This window comes from Pontibacter beigongshangensis (genome assembly GCF_014332515.1).
Classification (GTDB): Bacteria; Bacteroidota; Bacteroidia; order Cytophagales; family Hymenobacteraceae; genus Pontibacter; species Pontibacter beigongshangensis.
This window is the reverse complement of sequence record NZ_VFSD01000001.1, coordinates 109,526-133,361: the sequence shown is the minus strand read 5'-3', so window position 1 is coordinate 133,361 and position 23,836 is coordinate 109,526. Positions and strand designations below refer to the sequence as shown.

Annotated in this window: 15 protein-coding genes; 5 read left to right on the top strand and 10 right to left on the bottom strand. The window is 50.5% G+C overall.

Going from position 1 to position 23,836, the window contains the following annotated elements:
- Positions 1–136 precede the first annotated feature (136 nt).
- Positions 137–853 (top strand): 16S rRNA (uracil(1498)-N(3))-methyltransferase, encoded by a 717-nt coding sequence (locus FJM74_RS00485; RefSeq protein ID WP_187260599.1) that lies wholly within the window; start codon positions 137–139, stop codon positions 851–853.
- 37 nt (positions 854–890) lie between these two features.
- Positions 891–1,556: a DUF4159 domain-containing protein gene (locus FJM74_RS00480; RefSeq protein ID WP_187260598.1), complete on the top strand. Its 666-nt coding sequence runs from the start codon at positions 891–893 to the stop codon at positions 1,554–1,556.
- 233 nt (positions 1,557–1,789) lie between these two features.
- Here the strand turns inward: FJM74_RS00480 and FJM74_RS00475 are convergent, their stop codons facing one another.
- Positions 1,790–2,347, bottom strand: a complete 558-nt coding sequence (locus FJM74_RS00475) for a hypothetical protein (RefSeq protein ID WP_187260597.1) — start codon at positions 2,345–2,347, stop codon at positions 1,790–1,792.
- Positions 2,348–2,927: 580 nt separating this feature from the next.
- Between FJM74_RS00475 and smc the strand changes: the two genes are divergently transcribed.
- Positions 2,928–6,464, top strand: a complete 3,537-nt coding sequence (gene smc, locus FJM74_RS00470) for a chromosome segregation protein SMC (RefSeq protein ID WP_187260596.1) — start codon at positions 2,928–2,930, stop codon at positions 6,462–6,464.
- Between the two features lie 664 nt (positions 6,465–7,128).
- Here the strand turns inward: smc and trmB are convergent.
- From trmB to holA, 9 genes are all read right to left on the bottom strand, one after another.
- Positions 7,129–7,785 carry a tRNA (guanosine(46)-N7)-methyltransferase TrmB gene (gene trmB, locus FJM74_RS00465; RefSeq protein WP_187260595.1) on the bottom strand — a complete coding sequence of 219 codons (657 nt, stop codon included), beginning with the start codon at positions 7,783–7,785 and terminating at the stop codon, positions 7,129–7,131.
- A 2-nt stretch (positions 7,786–7,787) separates the two neighbouring features.
- A complete protein-coding gene (locus FJM74_RS00460) occupies positions 7,788–9,083 on the bottom strand; it encodes a bifunctional folylpolyglutamate synthase/dihydrofolate synthase (protein WP_187260594.1) in 1,296 nt (431 codons plus the stop codon).
- Between the two features lie 7 nt (positions 9,084–9,090).
- Positions 9,091–10,005 (bottom strand): cell envelope integrity protein TolA, encoded by a 915-nt coding sequence (locus FJM74_RS00455; protein ID WP_187260593.1) that lies wholly within the window; start codon positions 10,003–10,005, stop codon positions 9,091–9,093.
- 11 nt (positions 10,006–10,016) lie between these two features.
- The gene (locus FJM74_RS00450; RefSeq protein ID WP_187260592.1) at positions 10,017–10,409 is read right to left on the bottom strand and encodes an ExbD/TolR family protein; all 393 of its coding nucleotides are present in this window, start codon (positions 10,407–10,409) and stop codon (positions 10,017–10,019) included.
- Positions 10,410–10,411: 2 nt separating this feature from the next.
- Positions 10,412–11,119 carry a MotA/TolQ/ExbB proton channel family protein gene (locus tag FJM74_RS00445; RefSeq protein WP_187260591.1) on the bottom strand — a complete coding sequence of 236 codons (708 nt, stop codon included), beginning with the start codon at positions 11,117–11,119 and terminating at the stop codon, positions 10,412–10,414.
- 1 nt (position 11,120) lies between these two features.
- Positions 11,121–12,287 carry an HU domain-containing protein gene (locus FJM74_RS00440; RefSeq protein WP_187260590.1) on the bottom strand — a complete coding sequence of 389 codons (1,167 nt, stop codon included), beginning with the start codon at positions 12,285–12,287 and terminating at the stop codon, positions 11,121–11,123.
- A 5-nt stretch (positions 12,288–12,292) separates the two neighbouring features.
- Positions 12,293–13,987: a TonB-dependent receptor gene (locus FJM74_RS00435; protein WP_187260589.1), complete on the bottom strand. Its 1,695-nt coding sequence runs from the start codon at positions 13,985–13,987 to the stop codon at positions 12,293–12,295.
- Positions 13,988–14,027: 40 nt separating this feature from the next.
- Positions 14,028–17,102 carry a tetratricopeptide repeat protein gene (locus tag FJM74_RS00430; protein ID WP_187260588.1) on the bottom strand — a complete coding sequence of 1,025 codons (3,075 nt, stop codon included), beginning with the start codon at positions 17,100–17,102 and terminating at the stop codon, positions 14,028–14,030.
- A 318-nt stretch (positions 17,103–17,420) separates the two neighbouring features.
- Positions 17,421–18,467: a DNA polymerase III subunit delta gene (gene holA / locus FJM74_RS00425; protein WP_187260587.1), complete on the bottom strand. Its 1,047-nt coding sequence runs from the start codon at positions 18,465–18,467 to the stop codon at positions 17,421–17,423.
- Positions 18,468–19,080: 613 nt separating this feature from the next.
- Between holA and FJM74_RS00420 the strand changes: the two genes are divergently transcribed.
- Entirely contained in the window at positions 19,081–21,789 is a 2,709-nt protein-coding gene (locus FJM74_RS00420; RefSeq protein ID WP_187260586.1) for a cation-translocating P-type ATPase, read from the top strand.
- A gap of 688 nt (positions 21,790–22,477) precedes the next feature.
- Complete coding sequence (gene tyrS / locus FJM74_RS00415) at positions 22,478–23,782, top strand: tyrosine--tRNA ligase (protein ID WP_187260585.1); 1,305 nt, start codon at positions 22,478–22,480, stop codon at positions 23,780–23,782.
- Positions 23,783–23,836: the final 54 nt, after the last annotated feature.

The following is a 23,836-nucleotide window of genomic DNA, read 5'->3' as shown; positions in this document are numbered from 1 at the left end:
AAGCCTCTTTGCCACCAGTGGAGCGGCTCCCGGTTGATCAGGTCATTTTCATATTTATGCTTATCTTAGTAGTTAAATAGCCAGGCACCGCCATAAAATTCCGGCCACCCTGTTTTTCACTTTAAAGCTTTTACGCGTGCACCTTTTTTACACTCCCGACATCAAGGGCGAACTTTTTACTTTACCCGAAGAAGAATCAAAACATTGCACCCGTGTTTTAAGACTACAGCCGGGCGACACCGTATATCTGGTAGATGGTAAAGGCGGCCTGTTTACTTCCATTATCCAGGAGGCGCACCCAAAGCGTTGCCAGTTGCAGGTCATCGACAAACAGCTGGAGTACGGAAAGCTACCTTACGTAGCACAGGTGGCCGTGGCTCCGACCAAAAACATGGATCGCATAGAGTGGTTTGTAGAGAAAGCCGTAGAAATCGGAATCAGTGAGATATTTTTTCTGGCGTGTGAACACTCGGAGCGCCGGAACCTGCGCCTCGACAGGCTGGAGAAAATCGCGGTGAGCGCCATGAAACAGTCGCAGAAAGGGTACCTGCCGCTGCTGCATGACATGGCACCCTTCCGAAAATTTGTAAAACAGTGTGATCCGGTTAACACCTACATAGCTCATTTAGAAGACGATGCCACCAAAAGTATAAAGGACAGCTACAAGCCCGGCCAACCGCATTGTATCCTGATCGGGCCAGAGGGAGACTTTTCGCAGCAAGAAATAACGCTGGCTTACCAGGCAGGCATAAAACCGGTAACCCTTGGTACCAGCCGCTTACGAACCGAAACGGCCGCCTTGGTTGCCTGCCATAGCCTGCAGATACTACACGAAATATTTACACCGTTATAAAACGGACTTGAGCATGTTCACGGAATCTAAACGCTGTATGATACGATTTTTTTGTGTAACCCTTTTGCTGGTTACTGCCTGGAGCCTTTCGCAGGCGCAGGCACCTAACTTTAAAATTGCCAAGCTGAAGTACAATGGCGGCGGCGACTGGTATGCCAACAAGACATCCTTGCCAAACCTGATCAAGTTCTGCAACCAGAACCTCAGCATGAACATTGCCCGCGAGGAAAGTGTGGTGGAAGTGGGTAGCCCTGAATTGTTCTTTTACCCTTTCGTGCATATGACAGGCCACGGCAATGTGGTGTTTTCGGATGCTGAAGCACTGAACCTGCGCAATTATTTGCTGAGCGGAGGCTTCCTGCACATCGACGACAATTATGGGCTGGACCAGTTCATCCGGAAGGAAATGAAAAAAGTATTCCCGGAATATGAATTTGTGGAACTCCCCTTTTCCCATCCCATTTACCATCAAAAATACCCTTTCCCGAACGGGTTGCCCAAAATTCATGAGCATGACAACAAACCGCCACAGGGCTTTGGCATAATACATGAAGGCCGCCTGGTTTGCTTTTACACTTACGAGACCGATTTAGGAAACGGATGGGAAGATCCGGAAGTGCACAACGACCCCGAAAACAAGCGCCAGGAGGCCCTGCGCATGGGAGCCAACATCCTGACCTATGCCCTCACGCAATACCTGTAGTCTGGACCGGTGACGGAGTGGCCTATCTGAATGAAAATACCTCTGGAGGGCCTTTTTCATTCAAATAATTCACTCACCGGTTCTGCTTGTCGTTGGTTAAAGGTTGATCACGCTTCTATTTATAAAAGGCTCTATATAAAAGGCAACATGAAGAATTAATATTTGCTGGGCTCGGCTAACTGCTTCTCTCCGCTTGCCGCCCCTGGGAGCGATACTAACAACTGCAGAGAGGGTTAAAACTGCTTCCGCTGCAACACCTCCGACAAAATGACCGCGTCCCGAACCGTTTGCGGGTTGCGGAGCATGGCAGCGATGCGGTGGTTTCTTCTAGCTTGCTGAGGAACTGGTGCTTCCGGTATCACAAATGCGGCTTTTTGATACACCGGCTGCTCTGCTCTTCGTTTTGCCTCCTCAACTTTGCGTCTTGCCTCTACTAACTCAGCCGGATCCTCCAACGACCGCGTGGTCGGCTTCCGGGCCTCGTAGCTTCTGGCAGGAACGGGCACAGGTACTGGCTTTGCTCTTTGCCGTTCGCTTTCTACAACCGTGCGGCCCTGCTGTTTTGCCTTGTCCAGCTTTGGTTGCAATTCCCGCAGAATGTCCTCAAAGGAAGTTGGCGGGCCGAGTGGCTGCTGCGGCTGTGGTCTGTTGGCAACGGGTTTTCTGTTTTGCTCCGGCAAATCGTCTGGCGGCTTTACCTCCGGATTGTCCTTGAAGGCCTTCCGCCAGAACGAGTAAACAAAATAGGCCACCGCAGCCAGAACATAAAGAATCGGTTTTAAGTCTTCCATAGTTTGCCTTTCTACCCAAATATAGCAAAAACGAAGCGCTTTAGGGTAACCTTCCCCCGGTATTTCTTTTTCGTACTAGTGCAGCATCATGAATTTTTCTAATCAAAATGTCCCTTCGGAGGTTATGCTCTTTGCTGAAAAGGACACAAGACGCAGGACCTTCTTTGGTTGTGCAGAGTTAATTGTTTTACCAGGCCGCCCTTTGTCTTTTTAAATCCCTAAATCAGCAGATTAACCCAGCAGCACATGAACCCAATTATTGAAATGAAACAGGCCCTTCGGCACCTTGGCTACTGCTGATACTCCTGTTGCAGAAGAATATTATCTGAATCTTCCTATAGGCACCCACCTTCAGAATTAACTGCATTAAGAAATCTTCAGAATGCAAAGGCAGCAGAAACAGGAAGAAAAGACGCTTATGTTTTGTAGTTGCCTTTTTCCCATTTTCAAAACTCCAATTCTTCAAATTTCCAAATCAACCCCCACCTCACCCCATCTGTAAATTCTAAGTTATATTTTCTAGTTTGAAATAATTTAATCTTAATTTTGGGTTTAGTTTGACGAGTACCAGGGCACGTGCATGCAAGTATCAAGATTAGAGATTAAAGGATTTAAGAGTTTTGGAGACCGGGTTGTCATCAATTTCGACGAAGGCATTACCGGGATCGTAGGCCCGAACGGTTGTGGCAAGTCCAACATCGTAGACGCCATCCGGTGGGTACTGGGGGAGCAGCGCACCCGTAACCTCCGCTCCGACAAAATGGAGAACGTGATTTTCAACGGCTCCAAAACCCGGAAGCCGGTGCAGATGGCCGAGGTTTCCATCACCTTCGACAATAACAAGAACATCCTGCCGACTGAATACTCGCAGGTTACCGTTACCCGCAAATACTACCGCACCGGCGACAGCGAATACCAGCTGAACGGCGTCACCTGCCGCCTCAAAGACATAAACGAACTTTTCCTTGACACCGGCATCGGCTCCGACAGCTACGCCATTATCGAGCTGAAGATGGTGGATGAGCTGCTCAATGACAAAGAAAACTCCCGCAGGATGCTGTTTGAAGAAGCGGCGGGCATCTCCAAGTTCAGGGTGCGTAAAAAGCAGACGCTCAAAAAGCTCGAAGAAACTGATGCAGATTTGGAGCGCGTGGAAGACGTGCTGTTCGAGATCGGCAAGAACATGAAAACGCTGGAGCGGCAGGCAAAGCAGGCGATCAAATATTTCCAGCTGCGCGACGACTATAAAAAGCACAGCATCGAATACGCCCGCCGCAACATTTCGCAGTACCAGGACGCGCTGCAGCGCCTGGAGCAGGACCTGCAGAATGAGACTGCGCTGAAGGAGAACTATATAGAAACCGTAACAGAAGCTGAAAACGCCATTGCCGACCAGAAGGAGGAGCTGAACCAGACGCAGGAGGCCCTGAGCGAAAGCCAGAAAACCATGCAGGTGCAAACGGCCAAGCTGCGCCAGCTGGAGAACGACATCAAACTGAAGTCAGAGCGCACCTATTTTCTGAAGGAACGGATGCAGCAGCTCCGCCAGCAGATCAGCCAGGATACCGCCAGCCTGGAGCATACTCAGGACAGTGTGGTGCAGCTGCGCGAGGAGCTGGAGGCCGTGCAGGACAAATTTGGCGAAGCCGAGGAGCAGGTGCAGGCCCTGAAAGAGCAGCTCCAGGAGGCCAACGAGCAAAAGCAGACGCTACAGGAAAACCTGCAGGACCTGACGCAGCAGCAGCGCCAGAAACAGAACGAAGTATACCAGCTGAACAAATCGCTCGAAATAAGCGAAGTACAGATCCAGAACATCAACACCGACATAGAGCGGCTGCAGCAACAGCAGCTCACCGCCGACGAGGACGCGCGCGTGCTGCAGGAACAACTGCAGGAGGCACAAGAGGCGTTGGAAGAAAAAACATCAGCCCTGGTGCGACTGCAGGCCAAAGAAGAAACCCTGCTGCAGAACATAGAGAAAACAGAAGGCGACATAGAGGAGCTGAAGGCGCAACTGGTGGAGCTGAACCGTGCCCTCGATGCGAAACAAAACCAATACAGCCTCACCAAATCGCTGGTCGAGAATCTGGAAGGCTTTCCGGAGGCCATTAAATTCCTATATCAGTCGGATAGTTGGTCAAAGCCAGCCCCGCTCCTCTCAGACATTATTGTGGTGGAGCCGGAATACAAAAACCTGATCGAGAGTTACCTGGAGCCTTACATGAACTTCTTCGTGGTAGACTCTCTCGAAGATGCCGTGGAAGCTACCGAGCTGCTGAAACAGGAAAACAAAGGCCGCGCCAATTTCATTATCCTCACCGAGGTAGAGGAGCTGGAGCCAACCGGTACTTTTTCTGAAGGAAAAATGAAAGCGGCCTATGAAGTTGTAAGCGCCGATAAAAAATACAGCGACCTGTTGAAGTACATTCTCAACAACGTGTACATCAGCGACGCCACACCAGACGATTTCTACGACAGCGACTACCGCACCATCATCCTGAAAGATGGCTCGGCCATTAAAAAACCGTTAAGTTTATCGGGCGGCTCGGCGGGCATGTTTGATGGTAACCGGCTGGGCCGTAAGCAGAACCTCGAAAGGCTGGAGCAGGAAGTGCAGGAGCTTACCCGGCAGGCAGATCTGCTGCAGAGCCGCATCAACACGCAGAACCAGATCCTGCTCAACTACAAAGGCGAGTCGCAGAAAGACACGATCAAGCAGCTCGAAAAAGAAGTGGCGCGTCAGCAGCAGGAGTTGCTGGCCGTGCGCATCAAGCACGAGCAGCACCAGCAGAACATTCAGAACTTCAACCTGAAGTACGACGAGCTGCAGCAGCGACTGGAGCAACTGCAGGAGCAATCGGAGGAAGTGTCGCCCCAGGCGGAGGCCGACCAACTGGAGCTCAAGCGACTGGAAGAGGAACTGGCCGTGTATGCCTCGCATGTAGAAAGGCAGCAGGAGCAGATTGCGGTCATATCGGGCCGGTACAACCAGGAGAACATCCAGTTCCACCAACTCAAGAATCGCTTTGCCAGCTTGCAGCAGGAAATCAGCTATAAGCAGAAATCGGTAGAGACGAACCAGGAACGGATAGAAGGCCTGCGCCAGGAAATGATCCGGGCAGAGGAAGAGACAGTGCAGGCTTCCGCATTTATAGAAGAGAACGAAGCCGTGGTAGAAGCCATGACAGAGGCCCGCCGCGAGTTTGGTTATGAGCTGGAAGAGATCGAGAAGAAATACTTCACGCTGCGCGGCGATCTTGAAGAAAAAGAGAAAGTGATCCGTGAGCTGCAGCGCAAGCGCCAGAACGCCGATGAATTGCTCATGCGCATGCAGAAAACCATTTCGGATACGCAGATAAAACTGGTATCGGTACAGGAGCGTTTGGTGGCTGAGTTCAATTTAACGGCTGAGGACATGCAGAAGGAGCCGGAAACGCCTACCGAACTTTTCGCCCTCACCAACGAAGAGCTGAAAGTGCAAATTGCCTCCGTAAAAGCCAGCCTCGATCGCATGGGTCCTGTCAATGCCATGGCCGCAGAGGCTTACCAGGAAATCGAAGAGCGAAACAAGTTCATAACCGAGCAACGCGACGACCTGGTAAACGCCAAGAACACGCTCATCGAAACGATAAATGAGATAGATACCGTGGCGCGCGAGAAGTTCATGGATGCCTTTACCCAGATCAAAAACAATTTCATGCTCGTGTTCCGCAGCCTCTTCACCGACGAAGATAACTGCGACCTGGTACTCACCGACCCGAAGAACCCGCTGGAGTCGCGTATCGAGATCATGGCGCAACCAAAAGGAAAGCGTCCACTCACCATCAACCAGTTATCCGGTGGCGAGAAAACGCTTACGGCTATTTCGCTGCTTTTCGCGATCTACCTGCTCAAGCCCGCCCCCTTCTGTATCTTCGATGAAGTGGATGCCCCGCTCGACGACGCCAACATTGACAAGTTCAACAACATCATCCGCAAGTTTTCCGACGATTCGCAGTTCATTGTGGTAACCCACAACAAACGCACCATGGCCTCTACCGACGTGATGTACGGCATCACCATGATCGAAGCCGGCATCTCCAGGGTTATCCCGGTTGATCTACGGCAGATTGCTTAGAGTCTTTGAATTTAAAATGGGTGAATGAGTGAATGTGGAAAATTTCGAGTGAAAAATTAAGAGAATGAAAGAATAGGTAGCGAGAGGAGTTACTTCTAATATCAAATGAGAAAGAATCCTCTGGTTCAGCACTTCACTTTGTGAAGCATTGAACCAGAGGATTCTTTCGCTCTAGCAATCTCTATCAAAAACTAAAACCAAATTATTCTAATCAAAAAGTACCTCCAAATACATTTTCTGCTGCTGATGCACCTGCTACTTCCTAAAAAGGTGTATTGCGGCGGTAAACTACAGCGCAAAGAGCGGTAGCCCGGTGCACCATTTGACGCTAAACTGTTTGAGCGTTCAGCGAGTTTTTCGCGTCTTGATTTTTTTGGTTCTTTTTGTATCAAGACAAAAAGAACAAAGACACGAGCAATGAAACAAAAACCTGCAACTGTCACCGAAAGAAAGAAGCTATGCTAACTTAGACTCTGTAACATTTGCCATTGCCTCTCGCCCACATGATCCCTCCGGATGACAAAAAGTGGGGCGATGGGTGTAGGGAAAATAAATTATTTGCTACCCCCACAGCTTGAATTATTCTAATGAAAACAGCCCTCTACAAGCAAACACTTCTGCTGATGCACCTGCTGCTGCAAAGTACACCCTTTTGCAAATCAGCTTACTTAAACTGAAACTGCAGGTACTTAATAGGCACCCCCTCCTGCAGATACTGCTTTTCGTATTTCGTGTAAATACCCATCGTATGTTCCTGCAGTTCCGACTGGTAGAGATCATCCGTATATAGCAGGTTTTTGATAGGAGCCTCCTGCAGCACCTCCAGTGTAAATTCGTATAAGCCCAGGTTGTCAGTCTTTAGATGGACCAGGCCTCCCGGCTTCAACAGTTGCCTGTACAATGCCAAAAATCGGGGCGAAGTGAGGCGCCGCTTTATATCCCGGTCTTTAGGGCGTGGGTCCGGGAAAGTGATCCATATTTCAGAAACTTCTCCGGCTGCAAACTGGTCGGTGATCTGCTCCACGTAAGTACGCAAAAACGATACATTGTCCAGGCCTTCTTCTATGGCGATGGTGCTGCCCTTCCAGAGCCGGGCACCTTTAATGTCAACACCGATGAAGTTTTTGTCCGGGAATAGCCGGGCCATGCCTAAGGTGTATTCCCCGCGGCCACAGCCAATCTCCAGCACGATCGGGTTTGTGTTTTCGAAATGCAGCTCGTCCCATTTGCCTGCCAAATGCCCGTACAGTTCATTTCCTTCTTCCAGCACGTTTTCGCGCTCAGCAATTTCGCTGAATTTCTTAAGTTTCGATCTCGACATTTCTAAAGTTCTTCTATCTCTGCGACAACAAATGTACTACCTCCGATGAAAATAACCTCATCCTGAGCCGCATTTGCCTTGGCCGCCTCTATCGCTTCTGTCACCGTACCGTACGCCTCCCCCTTCAAACCAACTGCTTTCGCCTGCTCCTGCAAAGTTGCCACAGGCAATGCACGGGGAATCTTTGCCTGGCAAAAGTAGTAAGCATATTCCTTCGGTAGCAGCTGCAGCACAGAACCAATATCTTTATCGTTTACAGCACCAAAAACCATGTGTACCTGGTTGGCCTTTAAAGCCTGCAACTGCTGCACTATTTGTTTAATGCCATCCTCATTGTGACCTGTATCACAAATAGTTAAAGGGCTTCTACTTAACACTTGCCAACGGCCTTTTAAACCTGTCAACTGCTTCGTATTGGCCAGTCCCTGCCTTATTGCCTGCTCCGGAACTTCATAGCCCCGCTCCTGCAATATGGCAATTGTCTGCAGCACGCCCGGCAGGTTAAATTGCTGATAATGCCCGGTCAGGTCAAGTTCCAAATGAGGCAGCTGAAGCGAACCTAAATTGTCAATGACATCAAAGGTTTGTTTTTCCAAGCCGCCTGCACCAGGTGAAAGGTTGAAACGATCGGATGCAAAAGTGAGCGGTGCCGCTTCCTGCGTAGCTTTGTTAGAAAAAACATGGGCTATGTCAGGCTGGCGGGTGCTGATAACGGCCGGTGTGTTCGGTTTGATGATGCCTGCCTTCTCTCCTGCTATGGCGTCCAGCGTGTCGCCCAGCAGTGCCTGGTGGTCATAGCCAATATTGGTGATCAGCGACACTTCCGGCTGAATGATATTTGTGGAATCGAGCCTGCCGCCCAGCCCCACCTCTATCACCGCAATGTCTACCTGGTTGTCTGCGAAATACTGGAAAGCCAGTGCCACCGTCATCTCAAAAAAGGAAGGCTGGATCTGCTCAAACAGCTGCTTATGCACCTCCACAAAATTAACAAGGTACTCCGGCTCCAGCTCCGCTCCGTTTACCCGGACACGTTCGGTAAAGGATTTCAGGTGTGGGGAGGTGTAGAGGCCGGTGGTATAGCCTGCACTTTGCAGCACGGCCGCCAGCATATGGGAGCTACTGCCTTTGCCATTGGTACCGGCTACATGAATGGTCTTAAACCTGTGCTGAGGCTGCCCCAGGGCATCGCAGAGGGCAATAATATTGTCGAGGCTCTTCCTAAAAGCAGCATTGCCGATGCGTTGGTACATCGGCAATTGCTGGTAGAGATACTCAAGGCACTCCTGATATGTCATGAGAATACTAGTTCGATTTAATAACGAATGTTACAGTACCGGTTGCTCCCGCATTGCTATTTCCTCCTCCTGTCCGGATAAAGGAAGTTTTTCGTAGTTGGTCCTCATACCATTTTCTTACCTGCGGCGACACGTTACTTTCAATCAGCGAAATATTGATCACTTCACCATTTCCGTTGATGCTGATCCTAAATTTTACAATGCCTGACTCATTGGGGTAAGGGTCGCGCTTCGGTTCTATCTCGTAGCGCCAGCCTGCCATATCCAGGCCACCGGCACCACCGCCTGCTTTACCATACAGTGCCTTGGCATCCAGTTTGCCGTCTGGTGATCCTTTATCGCCTACCTTGTTGGCATCATCGCCATTGTTATTGCCTGTTGCCTCGTTAGAGGTTCCGGCCTTACCGGTGCCGGTGCTTTCGGTAGGTTTGCCCGGGTAGAGCGACCTGGGCTTTTCCGGTTCCTTTTTCGGCTCCTCCACAGGTTTCTCGGGCTCTTTTTTCGGCTCCACCTTTGGCTCAGGCTTTGGAGTAGGCTTGGTTACTTCTTTCACTTCCTTCACAGCCACAGGCGCGTCAGCCGTAGTGGTCGTTACTTTAGGCGCTTCAACAGGCTTGGTGGGTGCTGGCGGTGTAGCTGCTACCGGTTTTGGCTCCGGCAGTGGGTCGGGCTGGGTAGGCGCAGGTTTGCTATCCTCCACATTTTTAGATTCATTCGGAGACGCGTTCGTCTGAACGTCCCCGCTCCCAACAGCACTCATACCAAAATTAATCTCAATGCCATTATCTTTTGCAGGCGGGTCCTGCGGGCGCCAGGCCATCAGGTAAAACAGAAGCAGAATAATAAGCGCGTGCAGCACCACGCTGGTAACTGCCGCTATCTTCTTATTCTTTTCTTCCTCATGTGTTAACGCTATATCCATCTCTTTTCATTTTACTCTGGCTCGGTGGCCAGCGTAACTTTAGCATTCAGGTTGGAGGCTATGCTTGCTACCTTCACCAGGTGCTCCACAGGCACTGCCTTGTCGACATGCAACACCACAACCCCTTCTTCTGTTCCCTGCAAAAGTGCTGCCAGTTGTGGCTGCAGATCCGAAAAGGCAATTTCATTTCCGTTCAGCGCATACCGCAAATCCTCTGTAATGGTCACACTCACTTTTTGCATCGTTATGTCTGCCACAGAACTCTTTGGCAAACTTACAGGCAGGCCCGTCGGGGTTACGAAGTTTGAGGTAAGCATGAAAAAAATGAGTAACAGGAAAATTATGTCAGTCATGGACGACATGCTGAAATCAGCACTGATCCTGTTTTTTGAGCGAAGATTCATTCTTAATGCTGTGGTTCTTGTAAGAGATCAATAAATTCAATGGAGGTATATTCCATGTCGTGCACAATGCTGTCGATCTTAGACACCAGGTAATTATACCCTACATAGGCTGGCAGACCAATGATCAGGCCTGTTGCCGTGGTTACCATAGCCTGGTAAATACCAGCCGACAGCAGTTGCGGGCTTACACCGCCCTCTGCCTGCGCAATAGCGATGAAGGCCTGGATCATACCTGTAACCGTGCCCAGAAAGCCGAGCATTGGAGCAGCACCCGCAATAGTAGCCAATGCAGAAAGGTTCTTCTCCAGGCGGGCCATCTCAATCTTGCCAGTGTTCTCGATCGAGGTTTCAATATTCTTCAGGGGGCTTCCAATTCGGGAAATGCCTTTCTCCAACATCTTAGATACGGGTGTGCCGGTTTGGGCACAAAGCATTTTGGCTCCGTTTATGTCGCCGGCCAAAACCATGTGCTTGATCCGGTCCCGGAAGCCTTGTGGATTTTTGGTAGCTCTTTTCAAGGTCAGGTAGCGCTCCACAAAAATATAAACGCCTGCCAGCGACAGCATAGCGAGCGGTATCATGGCCCAGCCCCCTGCCATGGCAAGGTCAATAAGTCCGACAGAAGCATCAGCCGATTCAGCACCAGGCGTAAGCGTAGAAGCAGTGTCCGCAGGGACAGCAGGTGTGATTTGTAATAGAAAAGATGTCATGTTAATTATTAAGTACCCAAATTGTTTCTCCAAAAGTTTTTCTGTATGCTCCTATGGCTGCCGTTGCCTCTTCTGAGGTCGCGAAATCGGCCACTGACACCCGGTGCAATCTATGACCTGGAGCAGGCAGCAGTATTTTTGCGTCTATCTGTTTCTTCAGTATCTCTGTTCGACTTACTTCAGCATTCTTCAAGGTAGAATAACCTCCTGTAATGATGTAAAAACGACCTGTTTTACCGGAAAGTATATGTGACGGTGCTGCTTCAGCAGCAGGAGACAGATCCAGCTCTTTCTCTATAACAGCCTCTGACAAAGCTGTTTCGCCTTCCTTATCTAAAGCAATAGTTTCAGCAAAAGCACTTGTAGCTGCCGCCAGCAATTCAGGTTCGTCCAGGAATAAGGGGCCTTTTGCATCCGTCTCCTCGTCAGGAACAACTACCGGCGACAAGGCCTGGTACCAGGATAAGCGCTCTTCTTCTGTAAATGGGATATAATCCGGAGAATATCTGGAAAACAGATTTGCTTCTGTAGTTCTGCCACTCATGCCTACCAACGACAGCGGATTCAGGCTGCTCAGGTTATAATCGGTCTGCAAAGACAGCAGGTACAGGGCCGATACCGTAAGGCTTCCAATCAACAGGCCAGCTGTTACTGTGTAAGCCTTTTTGAGGCGGCTACGGAAAGTAGCTTTGGTAGCCACAGGCACCTGCTGACGCTCTTTGATAAGCGTTCTAAGAACGGCCGGCTCTGAGGCTCTCACTGGCCTGGCCACCAGGTCTGGCAGTCCAAAACTGTTATCGAGCAGGTTCTCGCCTTCTATATACTCGAACTCAAGGCTTTGTTCGGCGTTATATTTAAATGACCCTATATTCCGGAGCAAAAAGAAGTTCTCCTCTTTTAGTTTCTGTTTGGCTTTATACACGAAGTCGGCCACCACCAGGCGCGCCTCCTCCTGACTGATGTTTCGGTTCTGCGCTATGAAACTGATAAGCAAACCATCGTTCAGGACCAGTTTTTCGTTAAAAGCTATTCTTTTGGAAGGTGGCATCAGCGCATGCTTCACCGGATGGATGCGGGCTGAGACGTAGCGGGCAATCAATCCACCAAAATCCGGTATGATGACACAGTCGTGCTCGTGGAGCAGTTGCTCTATTTGCTTATCTACCATAGGCTTTAGAATGAATAAGTTATACCGCCAATTAAGTTAACGCTTTTGTTCTGGTAATTCACAAAACGCTCGTATTTCTGGCCAAGAATATTGTTGGCCATCACGAAGGCCGTAAACCTGCTGGAGAATTTATAATCGGCCTTCAGGTTCAGGTCTACGATTGTATCCGTTTCACGGAGTACCGAAGTTCCGTCTGGTCGATAGATGCGGCCAAACGAGCTACCAATATAATAAAGTTCTGAATTAAAGAGAATCTTATCGTAGAAGTTATAGGTGGCAAAAACGCTCGCCATCAGCTCCGGGCGGTGGAACGGATGCTCTAAGGTTTCGGTCCTATAGTTGTTATAATCAGCCTTTAATCCTACGCGCACCTCATCAGAATAATTAAAAACGGCCTCGGCATATAAATTTAAAACATTTGTGACGCCGTTGTCATACACTAGCTCAAACTTGGTAGAATCAGTTCGGGAGTTGTTGAAGAAGTACAGGTTCCGCAGGTTCTGGTAAGACACCCGCCCCGTGATGTGCACATAGTTGGCAATGTTGGCCGAGAGGCCTCCATATAGTTCCAGCGTTTTATTGACATCGGCTACCAGTACATTTTGAGCCAGGAAAGGGTTCTCCTGGGTAAGCTGATACATGGTTGTCCGCTCCAGGTCGCCTCCGAAACCACTATAAATTTTCAGTTTGCCTTCTATCGGCTCCACGCCCAGTCGCACCATCGGGTAGATGTTCATGCTGCGGGCATTGTTCACCGTATCGCCGGTAAAAGCCAGGTTGGCTCCCAATCCAACTGTAAGCACACCCAATTTACGCTCATAGGTAGGGTTCAGCTTAAAAAATTGCCTCCTGATAGCGACAGAGTCGCTATGCGAGAGGAAAGACACCACCGCATCTACCTTAAAGCCGGAAACATCGTCTATGGCATACTCTCCATTCAGGTTGGCAGCAAAGTTTGATTCAGTCATATTGTACCGGTCGTTCAGGTGGTTGAACTTTATACCGGCATTGAATACAAAGGGGGCACCTGCGTTTTTATTGTGCAGGAAGGCTTCCGCGTTAAAACGGTTAAATACTTGTTTGATAGAATCTTTATCTATCACCGTTTCAAGTGATGGTTCATAGCCATAGAAGTAATATTGATCGCGACCGTAGCCCGCTCTGCCGCCAACCGTAAGGCCCTGCAGGTAACGCTCGCCATGGGCACTGATGCTGGAATTAGCCACACCGGAATTAGCACGGTCTACGGGCCCGCGGGAAGAGGCCACATGGCTTACCTCTGCCCCATAAGCTCCTTCGGTGCTGCGCTTGTTATGGAAATAGCCTTTCAGGTAGAGCGTGCCATAGTTGCCAATACCAGCTTTCAGGTAATTGCCGTACAGTTTTGTCAGCTCATCCTGCTTAATGGTCAGCACCTTCATCTGCAGATTAATATCCTGCGATGGCAGGCGGTAATCGTTAAAGCGGTAACGTACGTTCCGTTCCTGAGGCTCCGGCGGGTCTATCCGGAACTTCTCGAAGTTGCGGGCAGCGCGGGGCAGTTCAATCACACGGTCCTTCTCCACTACCACCTGGGCATCTTCCAGTTTGGCGCCTTCGCCCCAACCTGTGCCGCCGCCTTGTGCCTGCACGTTATTCATGAAACTATAACCGACACTAAAAACAATGGCAAGTGAGGCTAATCTTAATTTATTTTTCATGTTGCTAATTCTCTCGTCTGCTAATACTTACTATTACTCACTATGGCTGAATCTGAATGGTATCGCCTGAACCAGTGCCAGCGCCAGGACTGGAGCTGGTGTCGGTGCCTGCCGGACTCAATTTAGCCAGCTTCTGTTTGGCTTCTGCCACCACTTCCTCTACAGGCGAACCCGCGATAATAGACTCTAGCGTAGCCCGGGCCTGGAAGGTCTCGTTCTGAGCAATATAGTTGTCGGCAATGATTAGGAAGGATTTACCGAGCCAGTAGTCGTAGTTCGAGTATTTGTTGTTGAATTCGAAAGCAGCATCGATCGATTCCTTATGTTTTTTCTGCTTGTACAGAATTTCAGCCACCAGGTACTGGGCCTCCGCACCGTTAACATCAGAAGCGGCTTTTACCGCCTCACGGAACTCTGTCAGGGCCTGGTCCATATTGCCCATGGCGTAAGTAGATTTGCCTCTGTACAGCAAAGCGGTATTGCGGGCATTCAAGGCTGCATTGCCCTGGCTGATCAGGTCATTGGCGATGCGCTTGGAGCCGGCATAATCTTTTGTCAGGTAGTAGCTCATCATCAGGCCGGTCAGGGCATTAGCCTGCTCGTTACGGTTGGTAGCCACATCGCGTAATCTGCCATAGTATTTAATGGCTTCCGGATAGTTTTTCGCCTCAAATTCAAGTTCCGCTACTTTCAGGATAGCCCGGTTCACGTACTCCGACTTGTTTTCGGCAATTACCTGCTTCATGCGGCGCATGCCCTCCTCTCTGTTCTTCTGGCGCAGGTAAGAGTCGGCCAGGAAGTAACGGGAGTCGCTCACAAACGGACTTCTCGGATATGCAGAAATGTAGGCCTCAAATTTAGGGATAGCCTGGGCATATTTTTCGCTGAAATAAAGTGTTTTAGCTGCTTCATATTCAATGCTCTCCAAGGCACCGCTTTCGGGGTTGGAGGTTTTATAGCGGGCCAGGTAGCCGTCAAACTCCTCGCTGCGGTCCTGGGTCGCCAGTGCGTCCTGCAGGCTGTATAGGGCGCTGCTGGCAACCGGCGAGGTAGGGAAATCATCCAGTACCCGCTTAAAGTCCACGATGGCATCGTTGTAGCGCTGCACGTTGGTGTAGGCAATGCCGCGTTTCTGCAGGGCGTTCGGCACCAGTTTGCTGTCCGGCCGGTTCTGAATCAGGCTGGTAAAGCCGGTAATGGCCGGCTGGTAGCTGCCCGACTCAAAATCGATCAGGGCGCGCTGGTACTCGGCGGCATCGGCATAACGCGAGCCTGGGAACTGAGCCTGCACTGTCTGCAGATTCTGCTTGGCCTGATCCTTGTTGCCGGTTATGCTAAGTACTAGGCCTTTCTGAAAATGTGCATAGTCACGATCAGGGGAGTTGGAGGCAATTACGCGCTCGTACAGGCCCAGCGCCTCGCTGTATTTTTTATCGACATAATAACAGTCGGCCAAGCGCAGCGTGGCGTCGTGGTAGTTTACGTTGCTTGGCTGAATAGCATCCAGGTAAGCTCTGAAGTGCGTCAGTGCCCGGTCGTATTGTTTGGTATTGTAGTAGGCATAGCCCGCACCGTACCTGGACTTTATATAGTATTCAGATGTGGTGGAAGGAGCGTTGCGAAAAACGGCTCCGTAGCTGTTAATGGCATCTTCGTAGCGCTGGCCGATAGAATAGGCCTCTCCTTTCAGGAAATGGCTGGCAGCCGTCACTTCCTTGTCGTAGGGGTACTCCAGCGACTTGTCGAGCATGGTGACTGCCTGCGGGAACTTGGCGTCGTTGAACAGGTTCACGGCATGGAAGTATGTTACCCGCTGGTACGTCTGCAAAATGCGCCAGCTCTTTTTCGGCAGGCTCTCGATGTGCCGGATGGCCTCCGGGTAATTGTTGGAGTTGAAGTAGGCCTCGCTCAGCAGGTTGTCAGCATCTGCGCCCTGGTCAGAGTCCGGGTAATCGTTTGTGAAGTTGGTTAAGGAGTTGATCACCTCCCTGAAGTTGCCCAGCTCGTAGTTTACCTGCGCATATTTTACGGTGGCAGCCTCGGTTACGCTTTTATCGAAGTTGTTTTTGCGTGCCTGGTCAAAGGCGGTGAGGGCAAACTGCTTGTTGTTTTCGCGCAGGTAGCTGAGACCCAGGTAATAGGCCGCACTCTGCCCTAGCGCCGATTTCTTCAGGGCAATGTCCTTGAAGTTGGCAATGGCATTCTTAAAGTTATCGTTCTTATAATCGGTGAAAGCGATTTTGTACTGCACTACCTCGTCGAGGGAGCGCTTGCCCTGGGCATATTGGGTAAAGTAGGTGGCGGCAGTGGCATAATCCGCTTTCTGGTAATAGGCGTCTCCCACCAGCAACGCGATCTCATCGGCCTGCGCCGGCTTTGGAGTGGCGGCCAGCGAAGCTTCGCCATACCGGATCACCTCATAAATATCGTTCTCCTTGTACAGGATCTCGGTCACCATATAGGGCACGATCTGTTGGTAGGCTTCGTTCTTTTCGGCAATCTTCAGGTCGGTTTTGGCAGCTGCGTAGTCGCCGTTGCGGTAGGCGATGTAGCCGGCATAATAGTTAGAGGCATAGGCAAAGCGGTGCTCGTCTTCGCGGAAGCCGGTGGTCTTGTTCTTGTCGAAATAGATCTTGGCGTTGTCGAAATCCTTGGTGGCGAAGTATGAGTAGCCCAGCTTAAACTCCAGCTCCTTATTCTGCTTAATGCTAAGCAAATGCGTGGGCGACAATACCAGAAAATCAACGGCCTTTTTAAAATCCTTGTTCTCGAAATAATAAAGGCCCAGTTCGTAGTTGGCCAGCGCCGTTTTAGGGTGAGCCGGGTATTTTGCCGTAAAAGCCAGGATCTGCTGCTCCGCATCGGGGTGCAACAGGTACAGGCCGCTCAGCGCATAGTAATACTGCGCATCAGCCGTTTTGGCATCGTCTCCGATCAGGGTAATATACTTCTGGAACGCCTCCTGGGCCGAGCCATATTTGGCGCGGTCGAAAAGCTCCGTGCCCTCATGGAAGTATTTTTCTTCTGAGGTAAAAACCTGTGTATGCTGCGCTTCCGCCAAGTGTGCCCCGCCAGCCATTACCGATGCAAGCGCTACTTTGTAAGCTATCTTCATATGTTCTTATTTTGCCCAATTTCTGGACGAAAAGATGATCCTGTGGTTATTCTTTTGGTGTTGCCAACCAAAATCAAAGTTAATAAAAAAAGCTTAGCGCCAGCCTTTTCTGCGCCTGCTGCCGGCAAAGGTTTTCAGAAAATATTTCGGAGGCCACGCTCTTACCTTCAATGGCTTTTACTGCCTGTATATTGTGCAGCCCTGTCTTTTTCTTTCCTTGAAATAGGGAGAAACATTTGCCTTTACTGCCCCCACCATGCCTGGGCATCCGATTATTCTAATGAAAAAGGCCCTCCGGAGCTATCTGCCGCTGGTTCTCTAATAGGCCAGCGCACGTGGCACCGGATGCATGATCTTGAAGACCAGCTCGCGCAGGATCTCGGCATCCGACATGTTGCCTCCCGAAATGCCCTTTACCTGCAGGTCTGAAACTCTTATAAAATGGATTATATCGATGGTGCGCTGCGCCGGAAACACCCGCAGGGCATGTATATACTCTTTGGCCAGGAAGCTCCGGTTGCCCAGGCTTTTCTTAACGGCAGCCTCCGACTTGTCTTTGTTCATGTGCAGCACCAGCAGTTTGGTAAAGAAAGAGAACAAAAGCGACAGGTTGGGAATCAGCGGGTTGTTCTTCGGGTTAGACTCAAAATAGCCAATGATGCGATGCACTTTCAGGGCATCCTGCCCAATGAGAGCGGTCTGCAATTCAAAAATATTGTACTCCTTGCTGATGCCCACATTCTCCTGCACCACCCGTTCGTCTATGGTCTGGCCCGGCTTCAGGTTCAGCAGGAGTTTGTCGATCTCGTTGGCCAGCCGCGACAGGTCGGCACCAATATACTCGCTCAGCAGCAGCACTGCCTTTTGGGATATCTGCAGGCCTTTCTCCTTTAGGTAGCCCGTAATCCAGGTCGGCACCTGGTTCTCATAGAGTTTTTTGGTGGTGAGCAGTACGGTATGCTTACCCACCAATTTAGCCAGCGATTTGCGCCCGTCCAGGGTCTTGTGCTTGTAGCAGAACACCAGTATCGTGCTGGGCAGCGGGTTCTGCAGGTAAGCCTCCAACTGCTTTATCCCCTCCTCCCGCTCTATATCGGGTATCGACTGCGCCTCCTTCACGATCACTACCTGCCGCTCCGCCATCATCGGGAAGCGCTTGGCCTGCAGCAGAACGGTGGCCACATCGGCATCTTTGCCATAGATCAGTACCTGGTTAAACCCCTTCTCATGCTCCTGCAGGGCGTTGGCCTCTATGTAGTCAGCTATAAGGTCTATGTAAAACGGCTCTTCGCCCTGCAGGAAATACACTGGGGCAAACTGCCGCTTCTTCAGCTGTTCAAGAATACCTTCGGGAGTTTGAGACATATCGGGTGCTGTTGGTTGTGGTAAAAATGGCCGGCTGTTCTACCTGTTCCGCCATCTCAAAGTATGTGCCAGTAGTTGGCCCAAAAACCCTGTAAAGGTAAGGCTTCCGGATTAATTTCGAATTCTAAATTATCGGCAGAACCTGATGGACCTGCCGATAAAAAGAACCGTACATTAAAGTTTTAAGTTAAGCAATAGTAGCTAAGGGGACTGGTTTATTGGGTATATGGTATCTGTCTGGGCTTTGCCTTTGCAAAATTACTTATCTTGCTATTACCTGGTAAACCATCAGCAACTAACCATTGAAAAATCAGCACATCGGCACGCTGATCTAGTGGCACACTAAATAAATTATTCTAATCAAAACGCCCCTCCGGAGCCCTTTCTGCCGCCGCTGCACCCTGCCTGCCGGAGATAACAGATGTGCTGCGGCCACCATCCAACTCATTAACTTTCCTGCTGATCTGCCGTAATGCCACATCTGAAGCATCCGTTTCGGACCATGCCAGCGGAAGGCTTTAAAGATTAAACCAAGGAGCATTGTCTTTTGAAAAGATCGAGTATCTTGTACCAACTATAAACCAACCGCTCTCCAATTCCCAATTATAAAAGTATGCAGGAACTACCTCAAAAAGACTGGCACTCCCTGGCGCAACAGGATGTGATCGCGCAACTTGAAACAGACGCCGAACTGGGCCTGACGGAGGAAGAAGCGAAAAACCGCCTGGAAAAGTTTGGCCGCAACTTGTTTACCCAGAAAAAGGAGCAGTCTGATTTAATGTTGTTTCTGCTGCAGTTTCATCAGCCGCTTATCTACATCCTGCTGGCCGCCGCCTTTATCACCTTATTTCTGCGGGAGTACATCGATTCTTCCGTTATTTTCGCGGTGGTCATTATCAATGCCATTGTGGGCTATGTGCAGGAATCCAAAGCCAAACAAGCCATCAATGCACTGTCGAAGGAACTGAAAACGGAGACGCAGCTGGTGCGGAACGGCAGAAAGCTGAAAATTGACGCTGAAGAGCTGGTGCCCGGCGATGTCGTGCTGCTGAAGTCCGGCGACAGGGTGCCGGCAGATCTTCGGTTGGTGGAGGTCAAGAGCCTGAAGGTAGATGAGTCGGCACTGACTGGAGAGTCGGTAGCGACAGAGAAAAGCCAGGCAGCCGTAGAGGCAGACACCGTGCTCGGCGACAGAGTAAGCCTGGCTTATGCCACCACCAGCGTTACCTTTGGCACTGGCAAAGGGGTGGTCATCGCCACCGGCGATACCACCGAAGTAGGCAAGATATCGGAGTCTATCTCCAGCGCCGTGGACCTGGAAACTCCCCTGACCAAACAAATCTCTCATTTCAGCCAGATTCTGCTGTACGCCATCCTGGGCCTGTCAGCCCTCTGCATTGCGATCGGTCTGGTGCGGGGGCAGGAGTTTACCGAGATCTTTATGGCAGCTGTCGCTCTGGCAGTAGGTGCCATACCGGAAGGTTTACCAGCCGCCATTACCATCATTCTATCGCTGGGCGTTTCTAAAATGGCAGCCAAAAAAGCCATTATCCGCAAACTTACCGCTGTTGAGACCCTGGGCAGCACCACCGTGATCTGTTCCGACAAAACCGGCACCCTCACGGAAAACCAGATGACGGTTAAAAGGATCATGGCTGGCGGACAAACCTACGAGGTGGGCGGGCAAGGCTACGAACCTGAGGGCGAAATCAGGCAGCACGACCAGGAGGTGAACCTGGAGGAGCACCCAACGCTGCGGGAGCTCCTGCTAAACGGGCTACTCTGCAACGATTCGGTTTTAAAAATGAAAAACGGGCAGACTACTGTGGAAGGAGACCCTACAGAAGGCGCCCTGCTGGTGTCGGCCCATAAAGCAGGATTTGAGAAGGGGAAGTTAGAGCAGGAGTTTAAACGCCTCGACACGATCCCTTTTGAATCAGAGTATAAATATATGGCCACCCTCCATGCCAGCAACGGCAATAACAAGGTATATGTAAAGGGATCGCTGGAGGCGATTGCCGAAAGGTGCGGCACCCTGCTCGATGCGGAGGGGCAGGAAGTGGAATTCAGAAAAAATGACATCCAGGAAATTTCGGATGAGCTGGCTTCAGAAGGGCTGCGGGTTCTGGCCTTTGCCTGTTTGGATACGGACAAAACAGATGTGTCGCATGATGATGTGGCGCATGGCCTCACCTTCCTGGGGCTGCAGGGCATGATCGACCCTCCCCGCGAAGCAGTGAAGCATGCCGTGGCCATGTGCCAGCGGGCTGGAATTACCGTTAAAATGATAACCGGCGACCACGCGCTCACGGCCTCCACCATTGCCGCTCAGATCGGTTTAAAAGGAAGAGAGGAAAACGGCAGGCTTGTGGCCATGACAGGCCGGGAACTGGCAAAAGTAAGCGATGCTGACATTACGGATGTAGCTGAGAACACGGCAGTTTTCGCCCGGGTGTCGCCCGACCAGAAGCTGCGGCTGGTAAAGGCCCTGCAGTCCAGAAACCACATTGTGGCCATGACCGGCGACGGCGTAAACGACGCTCCAGCCCTGAAGCAGGCCAATATCGGCATTGCCATGGGCATTACCGGCACCGATGTAGCCAAGGACGCCTCCGACATGGTACTCACGAACGACAACTTCACCTCCATAGAAAAAGCCGTGGAAGAAGGCCGGAACGTGTTCGACAACCTCACCAAATTTATTGTCTGGACTATCCCTACCAACCTGAGCGAGGGGCTGGTTATTTTAACGGCCGTGATTGCCGGCACGGTGCTGCCGATCACTCCCGTGCAGATTCTCTGGATAAACATGACCACTGCCATTCTGTTAGGGCTCGCGCTCTCGTTTGAGCCACAGGAGAAAGGAATAATGGAGCGCCCACCCCGCAAGCACGACAAACCCATTCTCACCAAAAGCCTGATCTTCCGGACGCTGCTGGTTGGCTCCCTCCTGCTCATCGCCACGTATGGCCTCTTTCATTACGAACTCGATGAGGCGGGCGCCTCGCTGGATCAGGCCAGGGCAGCCGCCAGTACCGTATTTATTGTACTGCAGTCGTTTTACCTCTTCAACTGCCGCTCCCTCAGGTACCCCTTCTTTCCGTCAGGCTTTTTCTCCAACCCCTGGATCTTTTACGGTATCGGTGCTATGCTGCTCCTGCAGCTGGCCTTCATTTATGTGCCGCTCATGAACTCACTTTTCGGAACCGCCCCTATCCCGCTCATGAGCTGGCTCCGGATACTGGCAGCGGGTGTGGTCATGTATTTTATTGTGGAGCTGGAAAAATGGCTCCGGAGAAAGAAGTTAAGAAAAGAGGCGTGAGGGGCTTTGTCAAATTAAAAATTCAAAATTAGAAATTATGGTAAATCTGCTCTGATTACAGCTATAGAGCCATTTTTCACTATCCTTAAATACTTTTATTTCGGAAATACTCCAACAGCCTGGTCAATAGCCCCTGCGCTGGTGCGAGCTTGTAACTCGTACTAAGTGCATCAGAGTAAGTATTGTCAGGGCAGATGGAGCAGAAGAAACAGGCTGTATTCACAAATTATTCTAATCAAAAAAGCCCTCCAGAGCTTACTCCATCTGCTGATGCTGCTGATCTGGCTTTTATCTGACGGGATATAACTGAATGCACTCAGCTTCATAATGGTAATTCAAATTTTTCATATCAGGTACTTCCGGCCTGGCCTGTGGTAACCATTGATGAAAGTGAAAGAAGGATACGAGCTACAAGCTCGCACCAGCGCCAGGACTATAAACTTCGGTTTTTTCAATACAAACCGTTGCAATAGCTTCCCAGCAAAGATAGTTTCATCCTCAATTTTCAGAATCTTCCCATCTCCAGATCAACCATTAAACCATTTAGCTATTTAACAATTCAGCAATTGCCCTAATTAGCACATCAGCACATTAAACCATTAGCACATTAAATAGCTGATTCTGTATTTTAAACGCCAAACTCCCAACTCTTTTTTATCTTTGCTCTCAAATAGATGACACAGGCTACATGAATCTGATTGAAGAATTAAGATGGAGAGGCATGCTCCACGATTTCATGCCGGGCACAGAAGAACAGCTGGCCTCCGGCATGACTACGGGTTATATCGGTTTTGACCCAACTGCCGAGTCGTTGCACATCGGCAACCTGGCCACGATCATGCTCCTGGTGCAGTTGCAGCGCGCCGGCCATAAGCCGGTGGCTCTGGTGGGTGGTGCCACCGGTATGATCGGCGACCCGTCCGGCAAATCGGCGGAGCGCAACCTGCTTTCCGAAGACACGCTGCGCGCCAACCAGGAAGGCATAAAACGGCAACTCGAGAAGTTTCTGAACTTTGATAGTGGCGAGAACTCTGCTGAAATAGTAAACAACTACGACTGGTTTAAGGAGTTCAGCTTCCTGGGTTTCCTGCGTGAGGTGGGCAAGCACCTAACCGTGAACTATATGATGGCAAAAGACTCTGTAAAGAAGCGCATCACAGCCGACGAAGAGGGCGACCGCACCGAAGGCCTCTCCTTTACCGAGTTCTCCTACCAGCTCATCCAGGGCTACGACTTCTACCATCTCTACAAGCACAAAAACGTGCGCCTGCAGATGGGCGCCTCCGATCAGTGGGGAAACATCACCTCCGGCACCGAGCTTATCCGGCGCATGGATGGCGGCAAAGCCTTTGCGCTGGTGGGCAAACTGGTTACTAAATCAGACGGCACCAAGTTTGGCAAATCGGAGGGCGGCAACGTGTGGCTCGACCCCAACATGACCTCGCCGTACAAGTTCTACCAGTTTTGGCTCAACCTCTCTGACGAGGAGGCCGAGAAGCTGATAAAGGTGTACACGCTCCTGCCAAAAGAGGAAATCGAAGCCATTACGGAGGAGCATAAGCAGGCACCGCACCTGCGTGTATTACAAAAAGCCCTGGCTAAGGATGTTACTATTCGGGTACACTCCGAAGAAGAGTACCGCGCGGCCGTAGATGCCTCTGAAATTTTATTTGGAAAAGGAGATCTGGAGACGCTTCAGGGCCTCCGGGAGGATGTTTTGCTGTCGGTGTTCGAGGGGGTGCCCCAGGTGCAGATCGACCGTGCCACCTACAACCAGGTGCCTACCGTGAGCGATTTGCTCTCTGAGGTAACTGGCGGGCAGGTGTTCGGCTCTAAGGGTGAGGCCAAGAAGATGATCAAGAACGGTGGCGTGAGCATTAACCGCCAGAAGGTGCAGGGCCCGGACGAGCCGATAGCATTCGATCTGCTGCAGCAGAAATACCTGGTGGTGCAGAAAGGGAAGAAAAACTATTTCCTCATTTCTGTAATATAACTGATTTACAGTGTATTACAACAAAAAAGGTGACTCTTTCGAGGCACCTTTTTT